Below are 22,843 nucleotides of genomic sequence, written 5' to 3' on the forward strand. Positions count from 1 at the left end.
GGCCGGAGACCGCGCAGCCGCTCACCCCGTCGCCGGGCTCGCCCGCCTACCTCGTGCTGCTGCTGCGCCGGGAAGGGCCGACCGGCGAGAAGTTCCGGCTGTCGCACTGGCGCCAGCTCGGCCACCCCCACCCCGTGGTCCCCGCTGCACGGCGAGGACGCGGTCGGCACGCTCGACGAGGTGAAGGAGCAGGTGGCCGCGCTCATCGAGAAGGTCGAGGACGACTGGGCGCGGTACAGCCCGGACATCCGGATCGAGTTCGTGCTCGACTACGAGAACCTGAACCTCGACGTCGACCAGTGGCCGTGGGAGAACGACGCGTTCCTGGCGCAGCCGATGGGCTGCCGGTACCCGGTGGTGGTGCGCAGCCTGGAGCGGATGACGATGCGCAAGTACCACCGCGAGTGGCTGCAGCGGTGGGACGCGATGACCGACCAGCTCGGCCGCGCGGGCGGCCTCGCGCACACGGCCGCCTGCCGCGCCACGAGCGGGACCGAACAGGGCCTGCGCGAGCTGCAGACGCGGTTCAACCGGGAACGCGGGCTGGTGTCGCTGGTGCTGAGCGCGCCGCCGCGGCCGGAGACCGCCGGGCGGGACGAGATCACGGCCGGGATGAAGGCCGGCGTTCCACTGATCGTGTGGCACCGGCACGACTGCGGCAGCACCGAGTTCACCGACGTGGTGGAGTCCGTGTTGCACGGTCAGGACGAGCTGCACCTGTTGGAGCGCGTCCGCATGGCCCGGACCACGGCGTTCGCGGAAGGCCCCGCGCGGCGCCACGTCGGCGAGGCGCTGACGATCCTCTACGACGACCCGACGCGGCTCGTCGTGCCCAGCCAACCGGGGCCCCCGGAAGGGATCGCGGTCTGATGAGCGACGGCCAAGTTCACTCCGGCAACGTCTACCACGGCACGGGCGACGTCGCGCAGACGTCCGTCGCGGACCTGCCCCCTCCCCCGCCGTGGCGGACGTTCACCGGTCGCGGGGCCACGTCCCGGCCCGCCGACGACGGCGGCGAGGGCGACCGGCGGGTGGGCGGTGTGCGCGCGGTCCGCCGGACACCGCACCCGAACGAGGTCGCGATGGTCAACGCGGCCATCCGGTTGCGCCGTCCGCTGCTGGTCACCGGCGCGCCCGGCACCGGGAAGTCGTCGTTGGCCTACCTGGTGGCGCGGGAACTCGGCCTGGGGCCGGTGCTGCGGTGGCCGATCACCAGCCGGACCACGCTCAAGGACGGCCTCTACCTGTACGACGCGATCGCGCGGGTGCAGGCGGTGGGCGCGAACGACCCCGATTCGGGTATCGGGGACTACATCCACCTCGGGCCGTTGGGCACCGCGTTGCTGCCCTACGACCTGCCGCGCGTGCTGCTGATCGACGAGTTGGACAAGGGTGACATCGACCTGCCCAACGACCTGCTGAACACGTTCGAGGAAGGCGAGTACGAGATACCGGAGCTGGTCCGGTACGCCAAGCACCGGGCCGAGGTCGAGGTGCTGACCGCCGACCGCGGCCACACCGCGACCGTGCAGCACGGGATCGTGCGGTGCCGCGAGTTCCCGGTCGTGATCATCACCAGCAACGGCGAGCGCGAGTTCCCGCCCGCGTTCCTGCGCCGCTGCCTGCGGCTGCACGTCCGGCAGCCGGGCCGGGAGCAGCTGGGCGAGATGGTGGCGGTGCACTTCGGCGACGCGCACGGCGTGGACGTGGCCCGGCTCATCGCGGACTTCCTGGCCCACCGGTCCGATGTCGGCACGGTGTCCGCCGACCAGTTGCTCAACGCGGTGCACCTGGCCACGTCCGGCGCGTACCAGCCGGACGAGGACTGGGCCGAACTGCTCAAGGCGATCTGGCACCCGCTGTCCGCGGAGGCCGGATGACCGGACCGCGGGCCGAGCCGCCGGCGGGCGAGGTGCTGCTGCAGCACCTCGACGCGACCGACAGCCGGGTGGAGGTGCTGCGCACGGCGGACCTGACCTTGCGCGAGGTCCGGGACTCGCTGTGGCTCGCCGGCGCACTGCGCCCACCCGCACCCGAGCCCGCGGCACCGGCACCCGAAGCGGAGGCCGGTGTCCCGCGTGACGTCGGAACACCTCCTCCGCCACCGGAAGAGCCGGTCGGGGAGGGAACCGGGAGCCTGGAACCGACGCCGGAGCCCGAACCCGAGCCGGACCCGGACTTCGACCCGGACCTGGCCGAGATCCAGCGGTGGACGCCGACCCCGACGACGATGGCGCGTGCCGATCCCGTGCTCGCCGTGAACGGCACGGTCAGCGCGGTGTCCGCGTGGCCGACCGTGCCCGCGCTGCCGGAACGGCGCGGGATCAGCCGCGCGCTGCGGCCGTTGGCGCGCAGGCAGCCTTCGCGCCGGCGCAAGGCGTTGGACGAGGAGGCGACCGCGGTGCGGGCCGCCCGGGACGGGCTGTGGCTGCCGGAGTGGCGGGCCGCGCCGTGGCGGCGGTTCGAGGTGGCGCTGGTGGTCGACACGACCGTGGCGGCCGAGATCTGGCAGCAGACCGTGCGCGAGTTCCGGGTGCTGCTGGAACGGCAGGGCGCGTTCCGGGACGTGCGGACCTACGTGCTGGACAGCTCCTGCCCGACCCCGGACGACGTGACGCTGCGGTCCGAGGGCGGTGCGGAGCACGAGTGGCGTTACCTGGTCGAGCCCGCGGGCACCCGGATCGTGCTGGTGCTCACCGACACCATCGGCCGGGCCTGGCACAGCGGCGCGGTCGGCCACGTGCTGCACCACTGGGGCCGTTCGATGCCCGTCGCCGTCGTGCAGACGCTGGCGCAGCGCCTGTGGTCGTGGGGCGGCCTGCCGGCCCGCCGGATGAGGCTGTCCGCGCCCACGCCGGGCGCGCCGAACCGGCAGCTGCGCGTCGCGGGCGCGACGGACGGGGACGGGATGGCCGTGCCCGTGCTGGGTCTGTCCGCCGAGTGGATGGCCGGCTGGGCCCGGCTGCTCACCGCGCCCGGCTCGGAGTGGGTGGAGACGACGGCCGCGCTCGTCACGCCCCAGAGCACGCCCCCGGCGCGACCGGCGGACGAGGAGCCGTTGACCGCGGCCGAACGCGTGCTGCGGTTCCGCACCTACGCGTCGGTGGACGGGTTCCAGCTCGCGGGCCTGCTCGCCGCGACACCGTTGAGCCCTCAGCTGATGGGCCTGGTGCAGCGGGTGCTGCTGCCCGGCTCGGACCTCTCGGCGTTGGCCGAGGTGATGCTCGGCGGCCTGATGACGCGGCTGCCCGGCGCGGACGGCGCGACCGACGCCGTGGCGTACGACTTCGACACCGGGATCAGGGAAGAGCTGCTGGCCACGTCCCGCCGTTCGGACACCGCGCGGGTGGCGCGCGTGCTGGACGAGTACGCGGGCGCGGACAACGAGGCGCTGCGGAACTTCCGGCTGGCGCTCGACGACCCCGACCGGACGGGCGAGCTCGACCCGTCCCCCGAGAACCTGCCCTACCTCAAGGTCCAGGAGGCCGTGTTCCGCGCCCTCTCCGGACCGTATTCCCGAAGGTCGCAGCGCATTCGACGCTCCCTCGGCCCGGACGACCGGACCCGCGTGCCCCTCGACGGCGGGAGTCCGGACGGCACACCGAAGGAGAACAGCGCTGTGACGAACACCGACACCCGACCCCGTGCGCCAGAGGTCGGGCCGCCGCCGCCCGAAGGAGACGAAGTGAACGCTCCCGGTATCCCCCTGTTCACCGGCGAGCGGCAGCCGGGTTCCACACAGCCGCTGGTGTGGGGCCACGTGCCGTTGCGCAACCCGGACTTCGTCGGCCGCGGCGAACTCCTGGAGCAGCTGCGCCTGCGGTTGAGCGAGGCGGGACCGACCGCCGTGCTCCCGGAGGCGCTGCACGGCATGGGCGGCGTCGGCAAGTCGCAGACCGTGGTCGAGTACATCCACCGGCACGCCTCCGAGTACGAGGTGGTGTGGTGGATCCCGGCCGAGCAGCCCGCGCAGATCAAGTCGAGTTTCGTGGAGCTGGCGAAGAAGATCGGCGTCGCCGCCGCGGGTTCCGCCGAGACCGCCGTGCCCGCCGTGCTCGAAGCGCTGCGCCGGGGTGAGCCCTACCAGCGGTGGATCCTGGTGTTCGACAACGCCGACCGCCCGCAGGACGTGCGGCAGTACTTCCCCGCCGGGCGCGGCCACATCGTCGTCACGTCCCGCAACTCCGAGTGGGGCGGTTTCGCCCGGCCGGTCGCGGTCGACCTGTTCACCCGCGAGGAGAGCATCGAGTTGCTGCACCGCCGTGGCGGCGACCTGGACGACGCCGAGGCCGACGCGTTGGCCGAAGCCCTGGGCGACCTGCCGCTGGCCGTCGAGCAGGCCGCCGCGTGGCGGGCGCAGACCGGTATGCAGGTGTCGGAGTACCTGCAACTGCTGGAGCAGAACCGCACCGAACTGCTGGAGGCGGGCACTTCCAGCGAGGACCAGCTGCCGGTGGCGGCGGCGTGGAACGTGCCGCTCAACCGGTTGAAGAACGACCACCGGGCGGCGCTCCAGCTGCTGCAGGTGTGCGCGTTCTTCGGGCCGGAGCCCATCTCGCAGAAGCTGTTCCGCGGTGTGCGGGACATGCCCGTGCCGGAAGCGCTGCGCGACGCGCTGAGCGACCCGATCAAGCTGAGCCGGGCGATCCGGGAGATCAGCCGGTACAGCCTCGCCAAGATCGACCACCGCAACAACGCGCTGCAACTGCACCGGTTGGTGCAGACGGTGCTGAAGAACCGGCTGGACCAGGAAGAGCAGGACCGGATGCGGCACGCGGTGCACGTGCTGCTGGTGAACGGCGACCCGGGCGATCCCGACGCGTCCGCGAACTGGTCGCACTACGCCGAACTGCTGCCGCACGCCCTGGTGTCGCGGGTGGTGGACTGCCAGGACCGGTGGGTGCGGGTGCTGGTCATGAACCTGGTGCGGTACCTGCTCAACGCGGGCGACTTCGGCGGCGCCCGCGACCTGGCGGCGCAGGCCTCGGAATCGTGGCGGAAGTCGTTGGGCGAACGGGATTTCGACACGTTGGAGGTCACCCGGCGGTACGGCATCTCCCTGCGCAGGCTGGGGCGCAGCGAAGAGGCGCAGAGCCTCAACGAACGGACCTACCAGCTGTTCCGGGAAGTGGTCGGCGAGAACCACGAGAGCATGTTGAACATGCTCGACACCCTCGCGCTGGACCGGCGCGCGCAGGGGCAGTTCGTCGAGGAGAACGAGATGCGCCAACAGGTGTACGACCGGGCGGTCGAGATCCTGGGCGACGACGACCCGGAAACCCTGCGGTACGCCAACAACCTGGCCGGGTCGTTGCGGCTGATGGGCGACTACCGCCGGGCGCACGCGATCGACGAGGAGACGTTGCGCAGGCGGAACGTGGTCCTCGGCGTGGACCACCCGCTCACCCTCGGCTCGAACAACAGCATCTGCATGGACATCCGGGAGATGGGGCACTACGCCGAGGCGGCGCGGCAGCAGGAGGAAGTGCTGATCCTGCAACGCGAACTGTTCGGCGACGACCACCCGCAGGTGATCGGCGCGACGCGGAACCTGTCGGTCGCGCTGCGCAAGGCGGGCGAGCACGTGCGGGCCAAGGAGCTGTCCGAGGACTGCATCGCGCGCTACCGCAGGCGGCACGGCGAGGAGCACACCGACACCATCACGTCGCGGATGAACCTGGCCACCGACCTGCGGCACCTCGGTGACCTGGACCGCTCCCTCGACCTCGCGCGGAGCAGTTACCAGACGTTCCTGCGCGTCGAGGGCGCCGACCACCCGTACACGCTCATCGCCGGGATCAACCTGGCGGTGACGCACCGGCTGCGCGACGAGGCCGACGCCGCGCTGGCGCTCGACCGCGAGCTGCACGCCAAGCTGACCGAGGTCTTCGACGCCGACCACCCGTTCACCCTGGTCGCGGCGACGAACCTGGCCAGCGACCTGGCGGCGACCGGTGACCACGCCGGGGCCAGGGCGTTGGACGAGGACACCCTCGAACGGTCGACCAGGGTGCTCGGGCCGGAGCACCCGTCGACGCTGGCGGTGGCCCTGAACCTCGCGATCGACCTGGGCGACGTCGGTGACGAGAACGCGTCGGCGGTGCTGCACGCCCGGACGGTGGCGAGTTTCCGCAAGGTCCTGGGCGACGAGCACCCGGCGACGATCGCGGCCACCCAGTTCGTGCGCGCGAACTGCGACACCGACACGATGCAGTTCTGACGCTGTGACGCTCTGACGCGGTCGGCGCCGTCTACCGGACGCCGGTGGAGTCGGCTCGGTCGAACCAGGCCACCAGCTCCACCGGCGGCGGCGCGACACCGGTCCGCGCCGCCACGCCGTGGTGCACCGCCCGCACCAGCTCGGGAACGCGCCGCATCACTGCGGAATCCAGCGCGAGCCCCAAGCCTGCCCACGCGGCGAGGTCGTGCGGCGCGTCGTGCAGCCTCGCGGCATAGCCATCGGCGGCCACCTCACGTTCGCCGCGCAGGTAGGCGAAGTCCGGCCCTTCCCGGTACGGCACCCGGTCGAACTCGCGCGGATCCAGCACGCGCAGCTTGAGCAGGGCCGCGAGCAGCGACTCACCCGAACCCGTCGTCGGCACCACCGAGCCGCGACCTCTTTCACCGGCGTCACCGGCGTACGGGTGCCGGTCCGGCCACGCCGCGACCACGTCCCCGACCACCCGCGGATCGGGGCGGACGTGCCGCAACCGCCAGGTGATCGCGTGTTCGGCGATGATCTCCTCGGCGGCGGAAGCCATTTCAGGTGCCACGTCAGCCGGGTCGCACGCCGCCAGCCGCACGGCCACCGACGCGACGAACTCGCGCCCCAGATCGGTGAGGTCGACCAGGCCGCGCACGCCGTCCACGGCGATACCGACCTGACGGGCCCGGTAGGCGAGGTTGAACTCGGCACGGCGGGCCAGGGCGGCGGGCACGAGACCGCGCTGGGCGTGCCAGAACTCCACCACGCTGACGAAGGCGTACACGCCGTGCAGCAGCCCGTCGACGGGCCGGGGGTCGTCCCGCCACGGCGCGTAGTGCCGCGGCTCGCCGTCAGCGGTGTGCAGGTCGACCAGGTCGAGCAGCGCGTTGACCTTGGAGTGCTGCAACTCGTGCACGAGCGCTTCGCCGAACTCCGTCGCGGACCGCTTCGGCGACATGGCGATCGCCCCGAACGCCGCCGCCGAGGACGCCGCGAACACATCGCGCCGCGCGTCCAACGGCACCACGGTCGACAACCCGGCCGACAGCTCCTCCGCCGGGCCGGGGTGCCGCGCGGTCAACAGCTCCCACGCCTCGTCGAGGAGTTTGCGCCACTCGTCCCACTCGCTGTCGCTCAGCGGATCCGGCGGCACCGGCCCGGTGAACTCGCGGTACGGCCCGAGGTCGTCCACCACCACGTCGACCGTCCGTCCCCGCGCCGAACCGCGGTGCCGCCGGACGGGCTGCCACTCGACGGGCCCCGGCACCTCGACCGTCGTCCCGGACGCCGAGTTGACCAGCCGCGCCTGCCCCACCGGGAAACGCCCGGACAACCGGTACGCGCCCACCGTCGGCAACGTCACCGCACCGTGCACGACCGGCACGGTGACCGCACACGGGTGTCCACTTCGGACTGCAGCCGCGGCGGCGACGGCGTGGAACCAGCCGACCTCCGACCACAACGGGGTGGCGTCGCCCGCGGTTCCCAGCACCTGGCGCAGCGCGCGGCTCAACCAGACGCCCACCGAGTGGTGCATCAGGACGTCTTCCACCACTTCCGGCGCGACCCGTTCCACTTCCGCCAACAATGTCCACGTCCGGTCCAGGTCCGCGAACGGACCGAGCCGTGCGGTGACCGGAGAAGCGGCCTCCAGGAAAGCGCGCAAGCGGAGCCTGCGGACGCTGTACTGGGTTCTCCGCAAAATTGCCATCCCGACTGCGGACACCGACCCCGAGCAGATCTCCTCGAACACGAAGCGCGGCAAGCGGTGCGTACGCAGCTCGAGCGCGTTCACCCCGGCTACCCGCTGTTCTGGGACTGGGTTTGGACCGAATCACCGAAGTCCCCCGACCGGAACCGGTCGAGCGTGCGGTGAACGGCCTGGTCCAGCACGGTGCTGCGCAGCGTTCTCATCTCGGACAACGACGTCGAGGTCAGATCCAACAAGTCCGAGGACAGTTCTTCCGGTGTTTCCACGGTCATAAGGCCGCCTCCCGATACCGCCCGATTCCATCATGCACGAACACGCACATGTCCGGGAGCGCCCAGCCGGATAATCCGCCAACGGCCGTCAGGTCTACGACGAACGGCCCCGCTTCCGCCGCCTCCCGCGGTAAACCCGTCCTGCAGCCGCACGGCGGACTCGCTGCGGCACACCTGCCCTTGCCGACCCGTGCGGGTATTCCCGGACGACGCCGGCCTGACCGCCGGGACACACCCTCGGCCGGGCAGCCGTCCGTTGCGGCTCGACACGAGGTCCTGCACGCTACGGTCGCCGTTCGTGGACATCGCGGACATCGTTGGGTTGGCAGTGTGCGGAGCGCAGTGAGGGTCACGTCGAAGGCGGAGCTGGGCGGAGCGGGTCTGCCGCTGGGCCGGCCGGTGCTGGTGCTGGTCGGCGGTGCCGACGGGATGGACCGGGCCGGCCTGGAGTCGTTGGAACTGGTGCTGCGCGACCTGGTGCCGCTGCTGGACGAGTGCGGCGCCGTGGTGGTCGACGGCGGCACGGACACCGGCGTGATGCGGGCCGTCGGGCGGGCGCGGGCGGCGGCGGGTGGTCGGTTCCCGTTGATCGGGGTGGCCGCCGAGGTCGCCGTCGACGTGGCCGCGTTCGAGCCGAACCACACGCACCTGGTGCTGGTGCCCGGTGGGACGTGGGGTGACGAGTCGCCGTGGCTCGCCGACGTGGCGGACGTGGTGGCCGGGTCGCAGCCCTCGCTGACCGTGCTGGTGAACGGGGGCGCGATCACGTTCGACGACGCCGAGCACAGCCTGGGCCGCAACCGGCCGCTGGTGGTGCTGCGCGGCAGCGGGCGCACCGCGGACGCCATCGCCGGGAGCGTCGACGAGCGGTCCACCGCGATCGCCGACTCGCCGCTGACCACCGTGCTGGGTGCCGAGGAGCTGCGTGCGCACGTCGAACGCGCGTTCCGGCCGGAAGGGGACGGATGACCGCGACCGGCCGGTTCAGGTGTTGTCACCGGGCAATCACGGAGAGTATGGTCTAGACCTGCCGCCGCGTTTGGGTGAACGCCTGTTTCCCCCACGCGCACTCGGGTTGGCGTTCGCCACAAGCGTTTCCGCCCATCCCGACCAGAGGAGTCCCCATGTCACTCCGCCGAAGGATCGCCGCGGTGGCGGCAGGCGTTCTCGCCGCGCCACTCGTGACGGTCGCCCTGCCATCGGCGCCCGCTTTCGCCCATGGGTACGTGTCGTCACCGCCCAGCCGCCAAGCCCAGTGCGCCCGCAACCAGGTGTCCTGCGGTGACATCAAGTACGAGCCGCAGAGCGTCGAGGGCCCGAAGGGCCTGCGCAGCTGCAACGGCGGCGTCGCCCGGTTCGCCGAGCTGAACAACAACAACAAGGGCTGGAAGGTCGCGAACACCGGCCGGACCGTCACGTTCAACTGGACCTTCACCGCACGGCACCGCACCGCCAACTACGAGTACTACGTGGGCGGCCGGCGGGTCGGCTTCTTCGACGGCGGCAACCAGCAGCCCCCGGCCACCGTGTCGCACACGGTGAACCTGGGCGCCTCCGGCCGCCAGACGGTGCTCGCCATCTGGAACATCGGCGACACGTCGAACGCGTTCTACGCCTGCATCGACGTGAACGCGAGCTGACCAAAAGCGGGGCGTGCCCACCGCACGCCCCACCCACCGCACGCGAGAGTCGAACCCTCAAGTCCCGAGAGTCGAACACTCAAACCGCGAGAGTCCTACGTTCAGGTTGCGTGAGTCCTACGTTCAGAACAGGTGAGTTCAACACTCAGAACGTGCGGACGCCCAGTCCGAGCGAACCTGAGCGTTGAACTCGGGGGCCCTGAACGTAGGACTCACGCGCTCTGAACGTAGGACTCTCGCGGTCTGAACGTAGGACTCTCGGGGTCTGGAGGTTCGACCTCGGGTGGGTCAGGCGGTGAAGCCGCCGTCTACGTGCAGCTGAGCGCCCGTCACGTACCGGGCCTCGTCCGACGCCAGGAACGCGACCGCCGCGGCGACCTCGTGAGGCTCCGCGTAACGCCCGACCGCCGTGAAGCCGCGCACCACGTCGGCGCCCGGCCCGTCCGCCGGGTTCAGGTCGGTGTCGGTCGCGCCGGGGTGCACGAGGTTCACCGTGATCCCCCGCGGCCCCAACTCCCGCGCCAACGCCTTCGTCAACCCCACCAACGCGGCCTTGCTCGCGGCGTACAGCGAAAACCCGGGGAACACCGCGCGCTCGGCGACGTTGCTGCCGATCCCGATGATCCGCCCACCGTCCCCGAGGTGCGGCAGCGCCGCCTTCACCGCCAGGAACGCCCCGCGCACGTTCACGTCGAACGTCCGGTCGAACTCCGCCACCCCCAGGTCCTCCACGGGCGCGATGATGAACGCCCCGGCGTTGTTGACCAGCACGTCCAACCGCCCCAACACCGCCACGGTCTCCTCGACCGCCGCGCCAACGGCCTCCGCGTCACCGCTGTCCGCCTGAACGGCGACCACCCGCCGCCCGAGCCCCTTCACCCGGTCGACCACGTCACCCGCACCGCTCTGGTACGTGATCGCGACATCCGCGCCCAACTCCGCCAACCGCACCGCGATCGCGGCCCCGATACCCCTGCTGCCACCCGTGACGAGGGCGACCTTGCCTTCGAGATCCATGCCACCGATCCTGCAGCGCGGAGGTGATCAAGTCCGGCGGGAAACGGACCTCACGTCCCCCGCCGCACGTGTGACCGGGCTCCCCCTGGACCGAACCGGAATTTCCGTTGCGAGGCCCGCCGCGGCTCGCATAGGTTCGAGGTACACGAGGAAGGAGGTGGTCCGAAGTTGAATAGCTATAGGACTCGTCGTGAGGTGGCTGTCCGCTAGGACCGACCTTTCCCAGGTGGTCTGGGCGAATCCCAGGCAGCCACCCGGCCCCCGTGACCCCGAGCCCAGTCCAGCTCGGCCCGCACCTGGTGCGGGAAGCGGTCAGGGGGCCGCTTCACGTTTCCAGCAGTCCCGGCAGTTCCAGCAGTCCCGGCAGTTCCAGCAGTCCCGGCAGTTCCAGCAGTCCCGGCAGTTCCAGCAGTCCCGGCAGTTCCAGCCGGTTCACTTCCCCAGATGCGACCGCACGACCCGCAGGTCGGCCAGGAAGCCCTGGTACGCCTCGTCCCGGTCCGGAGCGCGGAGCACCGCCGACGGGTGCACGGTGGCGATGACGTCGACGTCGTAGTCCTCGGCGTGCTCCACCTGCCCCCGGCGTTCACTGACCTTGAAGCTGTTCCCCAGCACGGCCTTGGCCGCCGTCGCACCCAGGCACACGACCAGCGCGGGCCGCACCTGCGCCAGCTCGGCCCGCAGCCACGGCAGGCAGGCCGCGATCTCACCACGCGCCGGTGTCTTGTGGATGCGCCGCTTCCCGCGCTCGGCGGGCACGAACTTGAAGTGCTTGACCGCGTTGGTCAGGTAGACGCCTTCCCTGGCCAGGTCGGCCTCGTCCAGCGCCTTGTCCAGCAGCCGACCGGCGGGCCCGACGAACGGCTCGCCCTGCCGGTCCTCGACGTCACCGGGCTGCTCGCCGACCAGCATCAGCCTGGCGTCCGCCGGTCCCGCGCCGAACACCGTCTGCGTGGCCGGTTTGTACAGCTCACAGCCACGGCACCCGGCGGCGGCACGCCGGAGCGCCGCCAGGTCCGCACCCTCGGGCACGAACGGGGCGGCGCTGGACGTGCGACTAGCGGTCGTCGCCACGGAAGGCGTCCTTGACCTTCTCCCCGGCCTGCTTCAGCGAGCCCTTGGCGCGCTCGGCGCGGCCCTCGGCCTGCCACTGCTCGTTGTCGGTGGCGTCGCCGACCGCTTCCTTGGCCTTGCCCTTGAGTTCTTCGGCCTTGTTGTTGACCTTGTCGTCGGTCCCCATGACCGGTCCTCTCGTCAGCTTCTCGTTCCTCCGAGGGGTACCCGGCGCCCGGACGGGGAAACTCCGACCACATGACCGCACACATCCTCGCCATCGCCGTCGACTGCCCATCGGACCAGGTCAGCGCCCTGGAGGAGTTCTGGTGCGAGGCCCTCGGCCACCGCGTCACGCGCCGCTGGAAGGACCCGAAGGGGGTCGAGTACAGCGCCCCACCCTGCGAGGTCGCGTCGGTCGCTCGCGACTCATTTCCCGGCGATCACGCTTTTCGATCGTCGGGAAATCAGGCGCGAGCGCCCGACTTCCAGGCGACCGAGCCCGCCGTCTGCGGAGCAGCGGCCATCAAACACCGCCCTGTGGGCAACGAGTTCTGCGTGCTCCCGCCGCGCTGAAACCCCTCCAGTTGCACCGGACGGCCCGTCCTCTACTACGGTGATCGTCTACGCGGTTGAAAAGCCAGCCGCAAGCCACCCGGCACCCGAGAGGGCACCAGGGTCAGCGAGAGCTGTGGGCTTGCCGGTGCTGGCACCCGCGTGTCCGGACGCTCTCGCACTGCTGGCCTGGCTGACCGGTACCGACGTGCGAGAGAGGAGCCCGACCGTGGTCGGGGACAACGGCCATGACGATTCGCTGACCGCGCGGATCGCCAGCCTCGAGGCCGAGATCGTGGGACTGCGCAAGGCGGTGCAGACCCGCACCGTGATCGGGCAGGCCACCGGACTGATATCCGCGGTGCAGGGCTGCACGCCCCAGGAGGGTTTCCAGCTGCTCGTGCGGATGTCGCAGCACCACAACGTGAAGCTGCACACGATCGCGCTGAAGCTGCTCGACCTCGCCGCGGAGCTGGGCCCGCGCCAGGCCGTGCGGGCCGTGCACTCGTCCACCGAGCCGGACGGCCGGGTCGCCGCCTCCGAGTGGCCCGGTGTGGAGGTGGTGCAGGCGGCGCGGCGGCTGGTCGCGGCCTACGACGCGGCCCAGGACTCCGGGGACGACCGGCCCGAGGTGCGAAGACAGCTGGCCGACCAGGTGACGCTGGCCGGTCAGCTGCTCGCCGAGAAGCTCACCGAGGTCGGCTGGCTCGCCCAGGAATCCGCGGAGTGACCGACGCGGACTCGAGGATCGCGAAGGAGTCGGCGGGCAGGTGCACCGCCTGCCCGTCCACCTTCACCTCCGCCGACGCGAGCAACACCTCGCCCGCCTCGACGTCGAGCCGCACCTCGGCGTCCTCCCCGAGGTTGCACACCACCCGCAGCGAACCCCGGTGCAGCACCAGCACCGAGCCCTCTTCCCGCACCACGAACCGGTCCAGCCGCGGATCGACGAGCTCCGGCCGTGACCGGCGCAGCGCGATCAACGCCCGGTACAGGTCGAACAGCTCGCGGTGGCCGGGCGTGGACACCTCGTCCCAGCGCAACGTGGACCGGCGCACGGTCTCCGGGTCGATCGGGTCGGGCACCTCAGACTCGCCCCACCCGTGCCGGCCGAACTCGCGCCGCCGCCCGGTGCGCACCGCCTCGGCCAGCTCCGGGTCCGGGAACGACGCGAAGAACTGCCACGGCGTGCTCGCCGCCCACTCCTCGCCCATGAAGATCATCGGCGTATACGGCATACAAAATACGATGGCCGCGCCCACCGCCTGCCGCTGCCACGGCACCGTCGCCGACAGCCGGTCGCCGGTGGCGCGGTTGCCGACCTGGTCGTGGTTCTGCAGGTAGGCGAGGAACCGGTAGCCGGGCAGCCGGTCGCGGTCCACCGGGCGGCCGTGGTGCCTGCCCCGGAACGACGACCACGTGCCCGCGTGGAAGAACACCTCGCGCAACGTCTCGGCCAGCCGGCCCTCGAAGTCGGGGTAGTAGCCGAACGTCTCACCGCTCAACGCCACGTGCAGCGCGTGGTGCAGGTCGTCGGACCACTGGGCGTGCAGGCCGTAGCCGCCGCCCTCCCGCGCGGTCACCAGCCGGGCGTCGTTGAGGTCCGATTCGGCGATCAACGTCAACGGGCGGCCAACGGCGGCCGACAACGCGTCCACCTCCACCGCCAACTGCTCCAGCACGTGCAGCGCGCTGCGGTCCACGAGCGCGTGCACGGCGTCCAGTCGCAGCCCGTCCACGTGGAAGTCCCGCAGCCAGCCCAACGCGTTGTCGACGACGTACCGGCGCACCTCGTCGGAGCCCGCGCCGTCGAGGTTCAGGCCGGGACCCCAGTCGTTGCTGCCCGCGAAGTACGGCCCGAACCGGTCCAGGTACGCGCCGGACGGCCCGAGGTGGTTGTAGACGACATCCAGCAGCACGGCCAGCCCACGCCCGTGGCACGCGTCCACGAACCGCTTGAACCCGTCCGGCCCGCCGTACGGCTCGTGCACCGCGCCCCACAGCACCCCGTCGTAACCCCAGCCCGCCGTGCCGTCGAACGAGTTGACCGGCATCACCTCGACGTGCGTGACACCCAGCTCCACCAGGTGGTCCAGCCGCTCCACCGCGCCGTCGAACGTCCCGGCGGACGTGAACGTGCCGATGTGCAGCTCGTATACCACCGCACCCGGCAACCCGCGACCCGTCCACGACCGGTCAGTCCACTCGAAAGTGTTGTGGTCGTACACCCGTGACGCTGCGTGCACCCCGTTCGGCTGCCACGACGACCGGGGGTCGGGCAGGGCGTCACCGGAGCCGTCGAGCACGAACGCGTAGTCGGTGCCCGGGACGCTCGGGACGTCCGAGTGCCACCACCCGCCTTCCCCGGCCGCCATCCCGTGGTCCCGACCGCCGACCCGAACCTGGACGCGCTCGTGCGACGGCGCCCACACCGAGAAACTCACAGATCTCCTCTGACCAGCAGTGCCACCGGGTAGTGGTCCAACAGATCCGCCAGCAGCGGGGTCGCGGGACGGGAGGTGAGCACGTCGGTCCACTCCCCCGGCGGCAGCGGCAGCACCGTGTCGCCCCAGCCGCCCGCGTTCGCCAACCCCACCGGAAGCCGCGTCGCCACCGCAACCAGACCGGTCCGCTCGAACGCGACTACGTGCGATCCCGCCGCACCCGACGCCGACAACGGCCGGTAGCCGCGGAACAGCTCCGGCCGGTCACGACGCAGCCGCAGCGTGCGCTGCACGACGAGAAGCTTCGCCGCGCCCGAGTCGTCCACGGCCGGCAGCCAGCCGTCCTCGATCCGGGCCAGCAGCCGCCGCCGCACGTCGTAGTCCACCGGGCGGCGGTTGTCCGGGTCGACCAGCGACAGGTCCCACAGCTCGGTGCCCTGGTAGACGTCCGGCACACCGGGCGCGGTCAGCTGCACCAGCTTCTGCCCCAGGGCGTTCGACCAGCCCGGCGCCACGACCCGGTCGACGAACGACGCCACCTCGGCGGCCACCGGACCGGCCAGCACCTGCTCCGGCCACGCCGCCACGGCCGCCTCGAACTCCTCGTCGTGGTCGACCCACGTGGTGCGGACCTTCGACTCCTTGGCCGCCTTGTCCAGGTAGGCGCGCATCCGCTCGGGGGTGATCGGCCACGCCCCGACCAGCGACTGCCACGCCAGCATGTTCAGCGACGGCTCGTCGATCGGGTGCGCGGCGGTCCACCGGCGCACCAGCTCGGCGAACTCCTCGGGCACCTCGGCCAGCACCGCGAGCCGTGCCCGCACGTCCTCCGACCGTTTGGTGTCGTGCGTGGACAACGCCGTCATCGAGGCGGGCGACCCGGCCTCGCGCAACGCCGCCCGCGCGTGGAACTCCGCCACCGGCATGCCGAACCGGTCCGGCGCGCCGCCGACCTCGTTGAGCGCCACGAACCGGGTGTACCGGTAGAACGCGGTGTCCTCGGTGCCCTTGGCGACGACCATGCCGGACGTCTGCTGGATGCGGGTGGCCAGCTCACCGCGCGGTTCGGCGCGCACCTGCCGGTCCAGCACCCGCGCCGCCGAGCACGTCGCCGCGCTCACCGCCGCCGTCCACGCGTCCAGCCCTTCGGGCAGGTAGGAGCGGTAGACCGGGAAGTGGACCATCACCTCGGCGACCGCCTGTTCGGCCAGCGCCCGGTCCGGGTGGCGCACCAGTGCCGCGATCCGGCGCACCTCGGCGCGCAGGATCGTGCGGGCCACCAGCTCGCGGCACTCCCGCTCGACCGCGCCGAAGTCCGTGGGCACGCCGAACTCCTCGGCCAGCGCGGTGAAGCCCGCCTCGCCCGCCGGGTCGACGAACAGCCCGCACACCTCGCGCAACGCGTCGTAGCCGGTGGTGCCGTCGACGGGCCAGCTCACGGGCACCGGCTCGTCCGCGCCGAGGATCTTCTCCACCACCAGCCACACGCCCGCGCGTTCCTTGAGCCGCCGCGCGTACCCGCCGGGGTCGGCCAGGCCGTCCGGGTGGTCCACCCGCAGCCCGGTGACCTCGCCCGCCGCCACCCACCGCAGCACCTCGCCGTGGGTCGCCTCGAACACCTCCGGGTCCTCGACCCGCACCGCCGCCAACGAGGTGATGTCGAAGAACCGCCGGTAGTTCAGCTCCGTGTTGCCGCGCCGCCAGTGGACGAGGCGGTAGTGCTCGTGGTCCTCCTCCGACGCCTCGTCGGCGGCGAACGGCAGCAGCAGCGGCCCGGAGTCCCAGTCGATGTCGAAGTACTTCGCGTACCGGGACTCGCGGCCGTGCCGCAGCACGTCCCACCACCACGCGTTGACGTCGTCGTGGCCGACCGCCATGTGGTTGGGCACGATGTCGAGCACGAACCCGAGGCCCGCCTGTTTGAGCGCCTTGTGCAGCGCCACCCGGCCCGCCTCGCCGCCCAGCTCCTCGCGGGCCCGCGTCGGGTCGACCACGTCGTAGCCGTGCGTGGAGCCGGGCACCGCCTCCAGCACCGGCGACGCGTACAGCGCGCCGACACCCAGCGCGTCCAGGTAGTCCACCACCGCCTCCGCGTGGGCGAAGGTGAAATCGGGCGTGAACTGGATGCGGTAGGTGGACGCGGGCGCCGACTCCCCGGCCGAACGGCTTCGCGGGCGTCCCCTCCAGGGGACCCCTGCTTTGATCTTACCGGCGGGGTCCGACAATTCCTGGGCCGATTCGCGGGCGCCCGTCGTTTCTGCCCCGCCCGTCGTGCCCGCCCCGCCCGTCGTCCCCGGCCCGCCCGTCATTCCTGACCCGTCCGCTGGAGCACCACCAAAGAGCGCGCGCTCAACGTGAGCGTGCCGCCCGACAGCACCGGTTCGCCCTGGTCCGGCGCGGTCACCGCGCCGGTCGCGGTGTCGACCACCACCGTCCACTGCAGACCGTAGCCGTCCTCGGGGAGGGTGATCCGGATGTCCTCGTGGTGGGCGTTGAACGCGAGCAGGAACGAGTCGTCCAGCACCCGCATACCGCGCTGGTCGAGGTCGGGGATGCCTTCGCCGTTGAGGAACACCACGACACAGCGGCCGAAGTCGTCACCCCAGTTCTGCTCCGTCATTTCTTCACCCGAAGGTGTGAACCAGGCGATATCGCGGAGCTCATCGTTCTTGCGGATCGGCTTGCCCTGGAAGAACCGGCGCCGCCGCAGCACGGGGTGCTGCCTGCGGAACGCGGTCAACGCCGAGGTGAACTCCAGCAGGTCGCGGTTCTTCTCGGCGAGCGTCCAGTCCACCCAGGACACCTCGTTGTCCTGGCAGTAGGCGTTGTTGTTGCCCATCTGGGTGCGGCCCAGCTCGTCGCCGTGCAGCAGCATCGGCACGCCCTGCGACAGCAGCATCGTGGCCAGCAGGTTCCGCCGCTGCCTGGCCCGCAGTTCGTTGATCTCCGGGTCGTCGGTCGGGCCCTCGACACCGCAGTTCCACGACCGGTTGTCGTCCGCGCCGTCCCGGCCGTTCTCGCCGTTGGCGTCGTTGTGCTTCTGGTTGTACGACACCAGGTCGTTGAGCGTGAAACCGTCGTGCGCGGTGACGAAGTTGATCGACGCGTGCGGGCGGCGGCCGTCGTCCTGGTAGAGGTCCGACGAGCCGGTGATGCGGGACGCGAACTCACCGAGCGTGGCCGGCTGGCCGCGCCAGAAGTCGCGCACCGTGTCCCGGTACTTGCCGTTCCACTCGGTCCACAACGGCGGGAAGTTGCCGACCTGGTAACCGCCGGGCCCGACGTCCCACGGCTCGGCGATCAGCTTGACCTGGCTCACCGTCGGGTCCTGCTGCACCAGGTCGAAGAACGTCGACAGCCGGTCCACGTCGTAGAACTCGCGGGCCAGGGTGGCGGCCAGGTCGAACCGGAACCCGTCCACCCTCATCTCGGTCACCCAGTACCGCAGCGAGTCCATGATCAGCTGGAGGGTGTGCGGGTTGCGCACGTTCAGCGAGTTCCCGGTGCCGGTGTAGTCGGTGTAGAACTTCGGCTCGTCGCCCAGCCGGTAGTAGGCCTGGTTGTCGATACCGCGCATGGACAACGTCGGGCCCAGGTGGTTGCCCTCGGCGGTGTGGTTGTAGACCACGTCGAGGATGACCTCGATGCCCGCCTCGTGCAGGGCGCGCACCATGCCCTTGAACTCCTGCACCTGGTTCGCCGACTCGGGTAGCGCCGCATAGCCGGCGTGCGGCGCGAAGAACCCGATCGTGTTGTAGCCCCAGTAGTTGCGCAGGCCCCTCTGGTCCAGCCTGTCGTCGGTGATGAACTGGTGCACCGGCATCAGCTCGACCGCCGTGACGCCGAGAGCCTTGAGGTGGTCGATCACCACCGGGTGCGCCAGACCCGCGTACGTGCCGCGCAGCCGCGGCGGCACCTCGGGGTGCAGCATGGTGAGGCCGCGCACGTGGGTCTCGTACACGACCGACTCGTTGTACGGCGTCTTCGGCGGCCGGTCGTTCGCCCAGTCGAAGAACGGGTTCACCACGACCGACAGCGGCACGTGGGCGGCCGAGTCCTGGTCGTTGCGGGTCTCCGGGTTGCCGAACCGGTAGCCGAACAGCGACTCGTGCCAGTCGACGTCGCCGGTGATCGCCTTCGCGTACGGGTCGATCAGCAGCTTGTTCGGGTTGCACCGCAACCCGCGGTCGGGGTCGTGCGGACCGTGCACGCGGTAGCCGTACTTCTGCCCCGGGCCGACGCCCAGGATGTAGCCGTGGTGGACGAAACCGTCCACCTCCGGCAGCCGCACACGGGTCTCGGTCCCGTCGTCGTCGAACAGGCACAGCTCGACGTAGTCCGCGACCTCGGAGAAGAGGGTGAAGTTGGTGCCGACGCCGTCATAGCTGGCGCCGAGCGGGTAGGGCGTTCCGGGCCAGGGCCGCACAGGATTATTCCTCCGGACGAGCTTGGACGATCCGACCCCTACCGTTCTAGATCATGTCCTGCCCGCGTGCGACCTGACGAGCTGCCCGCGCGCGGCGACCAGCAGCAGGCGTGCCTCCTGCAGCTCGCAGTAGCGCAGGTGTTCGCACGCGGCTTCGGCGCAGGCCACCGCCTGGGCCAGGGCGTCGTCAGAGCCGACATCGGTGCGCCGCAAGGCGTCCCGGAGGGACTCCTCGGCGCGGCGCGCGCCGGACAGCGGATCGGCCAGGTTCGACGGTCCGACGGCCACGAGAACCCGTTCGACGGTCGCTTCGAGGGCGTCGACGGGGTCGCTCTGGGGAATGATCTGGTCGGGCACCAGCCCGGTACGGGACACCAAGTCGGTGTTCACGGGTGAATGCCACCTCCAACCATGGCGCGGGTGACTGTTTGGACGATACTCCGCTGCTGGGCGGCGTGCGGTGACGTGGGTGTTTCGCTTCACGGTCCGCTCCCGTCGGCTACCGGCACACGCCCCTCGGCCAGCACGGCGGCGACGCGCCGCACCCTCGGGTCGCCGAACAGGTCGGCGAGCGCGACGGGTAGCGGGATGCGCCAGTTCGGGTACTGGTCGATGGTGCCGGGCAGGTTGGGCTGGCGGATTTCACCCAGCGCATCCTGTGGCGATGTCAGCACGAGCACGGAACGGGCCTTCGCGAGCAGGCTGTGGAACGCGGTAACCAAATCATCGGCACGCAGGCCTTCCTGCTTGAGCAGTTCGAGCAACTCTCCCCGCTCGCGCTCGGCCGACTGGAGTTCCCGCTCCACCGGCCCCTCGAACTGCCCCAGTTCGGCTCGCACCCGAACGTGTTCGGCGGCGAGGAACCCGGCCACTGTCGGTAGGTCGTGGGTGGAGATGCTGGCCATCGCCGACGCGGTCCACTTCTCCGGCGGGATCAGCGGGTGGTCCGGCAGGTCGTACTCGCGCTGGAACCACAGCACCGCGGAGCTGAGGACGCCGTGCTCGTGCAGCGCCTCGGTGACCTTCGGCTCGATCGTGCCCAGGTCCTCCCCCACGACGACCGCTCGGGCGCGGTGCGCCTCCAGGGTCAGCACGGCCAGCATCGCGTCCGGGTCGTAGTGCACGTACGTGCCGCGCTTGGGCGGTTCGCCCGGCGGGATCCACCACAGCCGCCACAGGCCCGCGACGTGGTCGACGCGGATGCCGTCCGCGTGCCGCAGCACGCTGCGCACCACCGCCCGGAACGGCTCGTAGCCCTGCTCGGCCAGCCGGTCCGGCCGCCACGGCGGCAGGCCCCAGTCCTGGCCCAGCCTGCTGAACGCGTCCGGCGGCGCGCCGACCGTGACGTCCGCGGCGAACGCGTCGCGCACGGCCCACGTGTCCGCGCCGCCGGGGTGCACGCCCACCGGCAGGTCGTGCACGACGCCCACGGGCATGCCGGCGTCGTGCGCGGCTCGGCGTGCGGCGGCCAACTGCTCCTCGCACAGCTCCTGGAGCCACGCGTGGAACGCCACCCGCTCGGGATCGGCGGTGGCCGTGGCCGGGTCCCGCTGCTCGGGCGGCCACTGCCGCCAGTCCGGGCCGTGCGCCTCGGCCAGCGCGCAGAACCGGGCGAAGTCGAGCAGGTCGCCTTCGGGCGCGTGGTGCTCCTGGTGCCGCCAGAGCAGTTCGAGCGCTCGCGCCTTGGCCGACCACACCGCGTCGTAGTCGATCAGCTCGGTGTCGTTGGGCGGGCGCAGCGCGTCGATCTCCGCGCGGGTCCGCGCGTCGGCGTCGCGGTAGGCCGGGATGTCGGAGATCCGCAGGTAGAGGGGGTTGGCGAAGCGGCGGCTGGACGGCGAGTACGGGGACCGCTCGACCGGCGAGGTCGGGCTGATCGCCTGCACCGGGTTGACCAGCAGCACGCCCGCGCCCAGTTCGGCGGCGCTGCGCCGGGCCAGGGTGGCGAGGTCGCCGTAGTCGCCCATGCCCCACGACTCGGCCGAGCGCATCGCGTAGAGCTGGAGCATCCAACCCCACGACCGGGGGACGGGCGCCAGCTTGCGCGGGGCCACGATCACCGTGCGTTCGCCGAGCCGGTGGTAGCCGAGCGGCAGCGCGGCGGGCAGTTCGACCCGGCCGCCTTCCTCCAGCTCCACCGTGCCGGTCTCGTCCAGGACGTCGCCCTCGCGCAGGACGAGTGTTCTCGGCGGTGCTTTGGGCGCGGCGAGGGCGCGGCGCACCGCCTCCGGTGTCGAGGCGTCCACGTCCAGCTGCGCGAGCACGGCCACCACCACATCGGGGTCGACGTCCGCCCGGCGTTGGGCGGCATCCTCGTAGTGGGTGGCCACGCCGTGGGCCTCGGCCAGTGCCGCGAGCTCGTCGTCCACGTCGGACAGCTTCGCCCCCCTCTCCGGTTTGAAGCCAGGCCGGTGACGTTTGGTCACCCGAAGGTTGCAGGAAGTTGCCCGTGGTTAATGCCCCAGCCGAGTGATCAGCACCGTCGGGCGATCAACGGTCCGTGCGCGACCCCGTCGAGTCGCGGACGACGAGCCGCACCGACGGCGGTTCGGTCTCGTCCTCCTCGCCGCGCAGACCGGCCAGCAACACGTCCACCGCGTGCTCGCCGCGTTCCCGCCAGGCGCCCTCGACCGCGGTGATGCCCACCGCGCGAGCCAGGTCCGGCCCCTCCAGGCTGACGATCGACACGTCACCGGGCACGTCCCGCCCGTCGCGGCGCAGCCGCAGGAACACGCCCAGCGCCACCTCGCCGCTGGAGCTGACGATGGCGGTCGGCAGGCGTTCGCCGTCCAGCAGCGCGTCCACCACCTGCTCGCCGCCCGCGACCGTCGAGGACGACCACAGCGTCCACTCCGGACGGACCGACAGGCCCTCCGCGATCAGCAACTCGTCGTAGGACTCGTCGATGTCCCCGGCCAGCACCAGCGCGACGTCCCGGTGCCCCAGCTCCATGAGGTGCCCGGCGGCCAGCCGCAGGGCCTCGCGCAGGTCGTCGTCCCACACCGCCACCACCGGCACGTCCAGGCTCCGCAGCGCGGCGTCCTCGGCGTCGGTGAGGTTGACCGCCAGCGCCAGCACACCGTCCACCCGCCGGCCCAGCGGCAACTCCTCGAAGAACCGCTTGCGCGCGTCGTCGTCCCGCAGCACGTAGAGCAGGACGTCGTACCCGGCCTGCCGCAACGCGCCCTCCGCGCCCGCGAGCAGGTCGCCCCGGCCCACGTCCGCGGTGAGGACCGCGATGGCGTACCGCCGCCCGCCCGCGAGGCTGGACGCGTCCCGCGCGATCGCGTACCGCATCCGCTTGGCGACCTCGGTGACGTACCGGCGGGTCGCCTCGGACACGCCGGGTTCGCCGCGCAGCGCCCGCGACACCGTCGCGGCGGACACCCCTGCGGCCCGCGCGACGTCGGACATGCTCGTCAACTCACACCTCCCGGCCTGGTACGAGCCTAGCGAGATCCGTACGGTGAACCCGGCCTGCACACCGTGCAAGATTCGATCGTGCGAGATTCGATCGGCA

18 protein-coding genes are annotated in these 22,843 nt (G+C 71.5%); 7 read left to right on the top strand and 11 right to left on the bottom strand.

Annotated features, from left to right (window positions below):
- Positions 1–144 precede the first annotated feature (144 nt).
- Genes FM051_RS29240 through fxsT form a run of 3 tightly spaced genes read left to right on the top strand, consistent with a single transcriptional unit; the run spans position 145 to position 6,220 of the window.
- Positions 145–870, top strand: coding sequence for a VMAP-C domain-containing protein (locus tag FM051_RS29240; RefSeq protein ID WP_274383755.1), 726 nt, complete (start codon positions 145–147; stop codon positions 868–870).
- Positions 870–1,880, top strand: a complete 1,011-nt coding sequence (locus tag FM051_RS29245; protein WP_158848917.1) for an AAA family ATPase — start codon at positions 870–872, stop codon at positions 1,878–1,880. The genes FM051_RS29240 and FM051_RS29245 overlap by 1 nt, the downstream gene beginning before the upstream one ends.
- Entirely contained in the window at positions 1,877–6,220 is a 4,344-nt protein-coding gene (gene fxsT, locus FM051_RS29250) for an FxSxx-COOH system tetratricopeptide repeat protein (RefSeq protein WP_158848919.1), read from the top strand. Before FM051_RS29245 ends, fxsT begins: the two co-directional genes overlap by 4 nt.
- A 31-nt stretch (positions 6,221–6,251) precedes the next feature.
- Here the strand turns inward: fxsT and FM051_RS29255 are convergent, their stop codons facing one another.
- Together FM051_RS29255 and FM051_RS29260 are read right to left on the bottom strand one after the other, a co-directional pair.
- Positions 6,252–8,000: an HEXXH motif domain-containing protein gene (locus tag FM051_RS29255; protein WP_158848921.1), complete on the bottom strand. Its 1,749-nt coding sequence runs from the start codon at positions 7,998–8,000 to the stop codon at positions 6,252–6,254.
- Positions 8,001–8,005: 5 nt separating this feature from the next.
- Entirely contained in the window at positions 8,006–8,188 is a 183-nt protein-coding gene (locus tag FM051_RS29260; RefSeq protein WP_158848923.1) for a hypothetical protein, read from the bottom strand.
- A gap of 342 nt (positions 8,189–8,530) precedes the next feature.
- On the opposite strand from FM051_RS29260, the gene FM051_RS29265 reads away from it, so the two are divergent.
- Both FM051_RS29265 and FM051_RS29270 read left to right on the top strand, forming a co-directional pair.
- Complete coding sequence (locus tag FM051_RS29265; protein WP_158848925.1) at positions 8,531–9,157, top strand: hypothetical protein; 627 nt, start codon at positions 8,531–8,533, stop codon at positions 9,155–9,157.
- A gap of 155 nt (positions 9,158–9,312) precedes the next feature.
- Positions 9,313–9,828, top strand: a complete 516-nt coding sequence (locus tag FM051_RS29270; RefSeq protein WP_158848927.1) for a lytic polysaccharide monooxygenase auxiliary activity family 9 protein — start codon at positions 9,313–9,315, stop codon at positions 9,826–9,828.
- A 288-nt stretch (positions 9,829–10,116) separates the two neighbouring features.
- Here FM051_RS29270 and FM051_RS29275 read toward each other — a convergent pair whose 3' ends face one another.
- The 3 genes from FM051_RS29275 to FM051_RS29285 all read right to left on the bottom strand — a co-directional run bounded on the left by FM051_RS29275 (position 10,117) and on the right by FM051_RS29285 (position 12,085).
- Positions 10,117–10,845, bottom strand: coding sequence for a 3-oxoacyl-ACP reductase family protein (locus FM051_RS29275; protein WP_158848929.1), 729 nt, complete (start codon positions 10,843–10,845; stop codon positions 10,117–10,119).
- 432 nt (positions 10,846–11,277) lie between these two features.
- Complete coding sequence (locus tag FM051_RS29280; protein ID WP_158848931.1) at positions 11,278–11,919, bottom strand: UdgX family uracil-DNA binding protein; 642 nt, start codon at positions 11,917–11,919, stop codon at positions 11,278–11,280.
- The gene (locus tag FM051_RS29285) at positions 11,903–12,085 is read right to left on the bottom strand and encodes a CsbD family protein (RefSeq protein WP_158848933.1); all 183 of its coding nucleotides are present in this window, start codon (positions 12,083–12,085) and stop codon (positions 11,903–11,905) included. The genes FM051_RS29280 and FM051_RS29285 overlap by 17 nt, the downstream gene beginning before the upstream one ends.
- Before the next feature lie 71 nt (positions 12,086–12,156).
- Between FM051_RS29285 and FM051_RS29290 the strand changes: the two genes are divergently transcribed.
- Both FM051_RS29290 and FM051_RS29295 read left to right on the top strand, forming a co-directional pair.
- A complete protein-coding gene (locus tag FM051_RS29290; protein ID WP_158848934.1) occupies positions 12,157–12,474 on the top strand; it encodes a hypothetical protein in 318 nt (105 codons plus the stop codon).
- A 208-nt stretch (positions 12,475–12,682) separates the two neighbouring features.
- Positions 12,683–13,183, top strand: a complete 501-nt coding sequence (locus tag FM051_RS29295; protein ID WP_158848935.1) for an ANTAR domain-containing protein — start codon at positions 12,683–12,685, stop codon at positions 13,181–13,183.
- Here FM051_RS29295 and treZ read toward each other — a convergent pair.
- From treZ to FM051_RS29325, 6 genes are all read right to left on the bottom strand, one after another.
- Positions 13,143–14,897, bottom strand: a complete 1,755-nt coding sequence (gene treZ / locus FM051_RS29300) for a malto-oligosyltrehalose trehalohydrolase (protein ID WP_158848936.1) — start codon at positions 14,895–14,897, stop codon at positions 13,143–13,145. The two genes, FM051_RS29295 and treZ, sit on opposite strands and share 41 nt — an antisense overlap.
- Positions 14,894–17,101: a malto-oligosyltrehalose synthase gene (treY, locus tag FM051_RS29305; protein WP_238412736.1), complete on the bottom strand. Its 2,208-nt coding sequence runs from the start codon at positions 17,099–17,101 to the stop codon at positions 14,894–14,896. Before treY ends, treZ begins: the two co-directional genes overlap by 4 nt.
- Before the next feature lie 101 nt (positions 17,102–17,202).
- The gene (gene glgX / locus FM051_RS29310; RefSeq protein ID WP_158848938.1) at positions 17,203–19,323 is read right to left on the bottom strand and encodes a glycogen debranching protein GlgX; all 2,121 of its coding nucleotides are present in this window, start codon (positions 19,321–19,323) and stop codon (positions 17,203–17,205) included.
- 51 nt (positions 19,324–19,374) lie between these two features.
- Positions 19,375–19,713 (bottom strand): hypothetical protein, encoded by a 339-nt coding sequence (locus FM051_RS29315; RefSeq protein WP_158848939.1) that lies wholly within the window; start codon positions 19,711–19,713, stop codon positions 19,375–19,377.
- 89 nt (positions 19,714–19,802) lie between these two features.
- Positions 19,803–21,692, bottom strand: a complete 1,890-nt coding sequence (gene malQ, locus FM051_RS29320; RefSeq protein ID WP_158848940.1) for a 4-alpha-glucanotransferase — start codon at positions 21,690–21,692, stop codon at positions 19,803–19,805.
- 121 nt (positions 21,693–21,813) lie between these two features.
- Positions 21,814–22,737, bottom strand: coding sequence for a LacI family DNA-binding transcriptional regulator (locus tag FM051_RS29325; protein ID WP_158848941.1), 924 nt, complete (start codon positions 22,735–22,737; stop codon positions 21,814–21,816).
- Positions 22,738–22,843 lie beyond the last annotated feature (106 nt).

This window comes from Saccharothrix deserti, from assembly GCF_009769385.1.
Classification (GTDB): domain Bacteria; phylum Actinomycetota; class Actinomycetes; order Mycobacteriales; family Pseudonocardiaceae; genus Actinosynnema; species Actinosynnema deserti.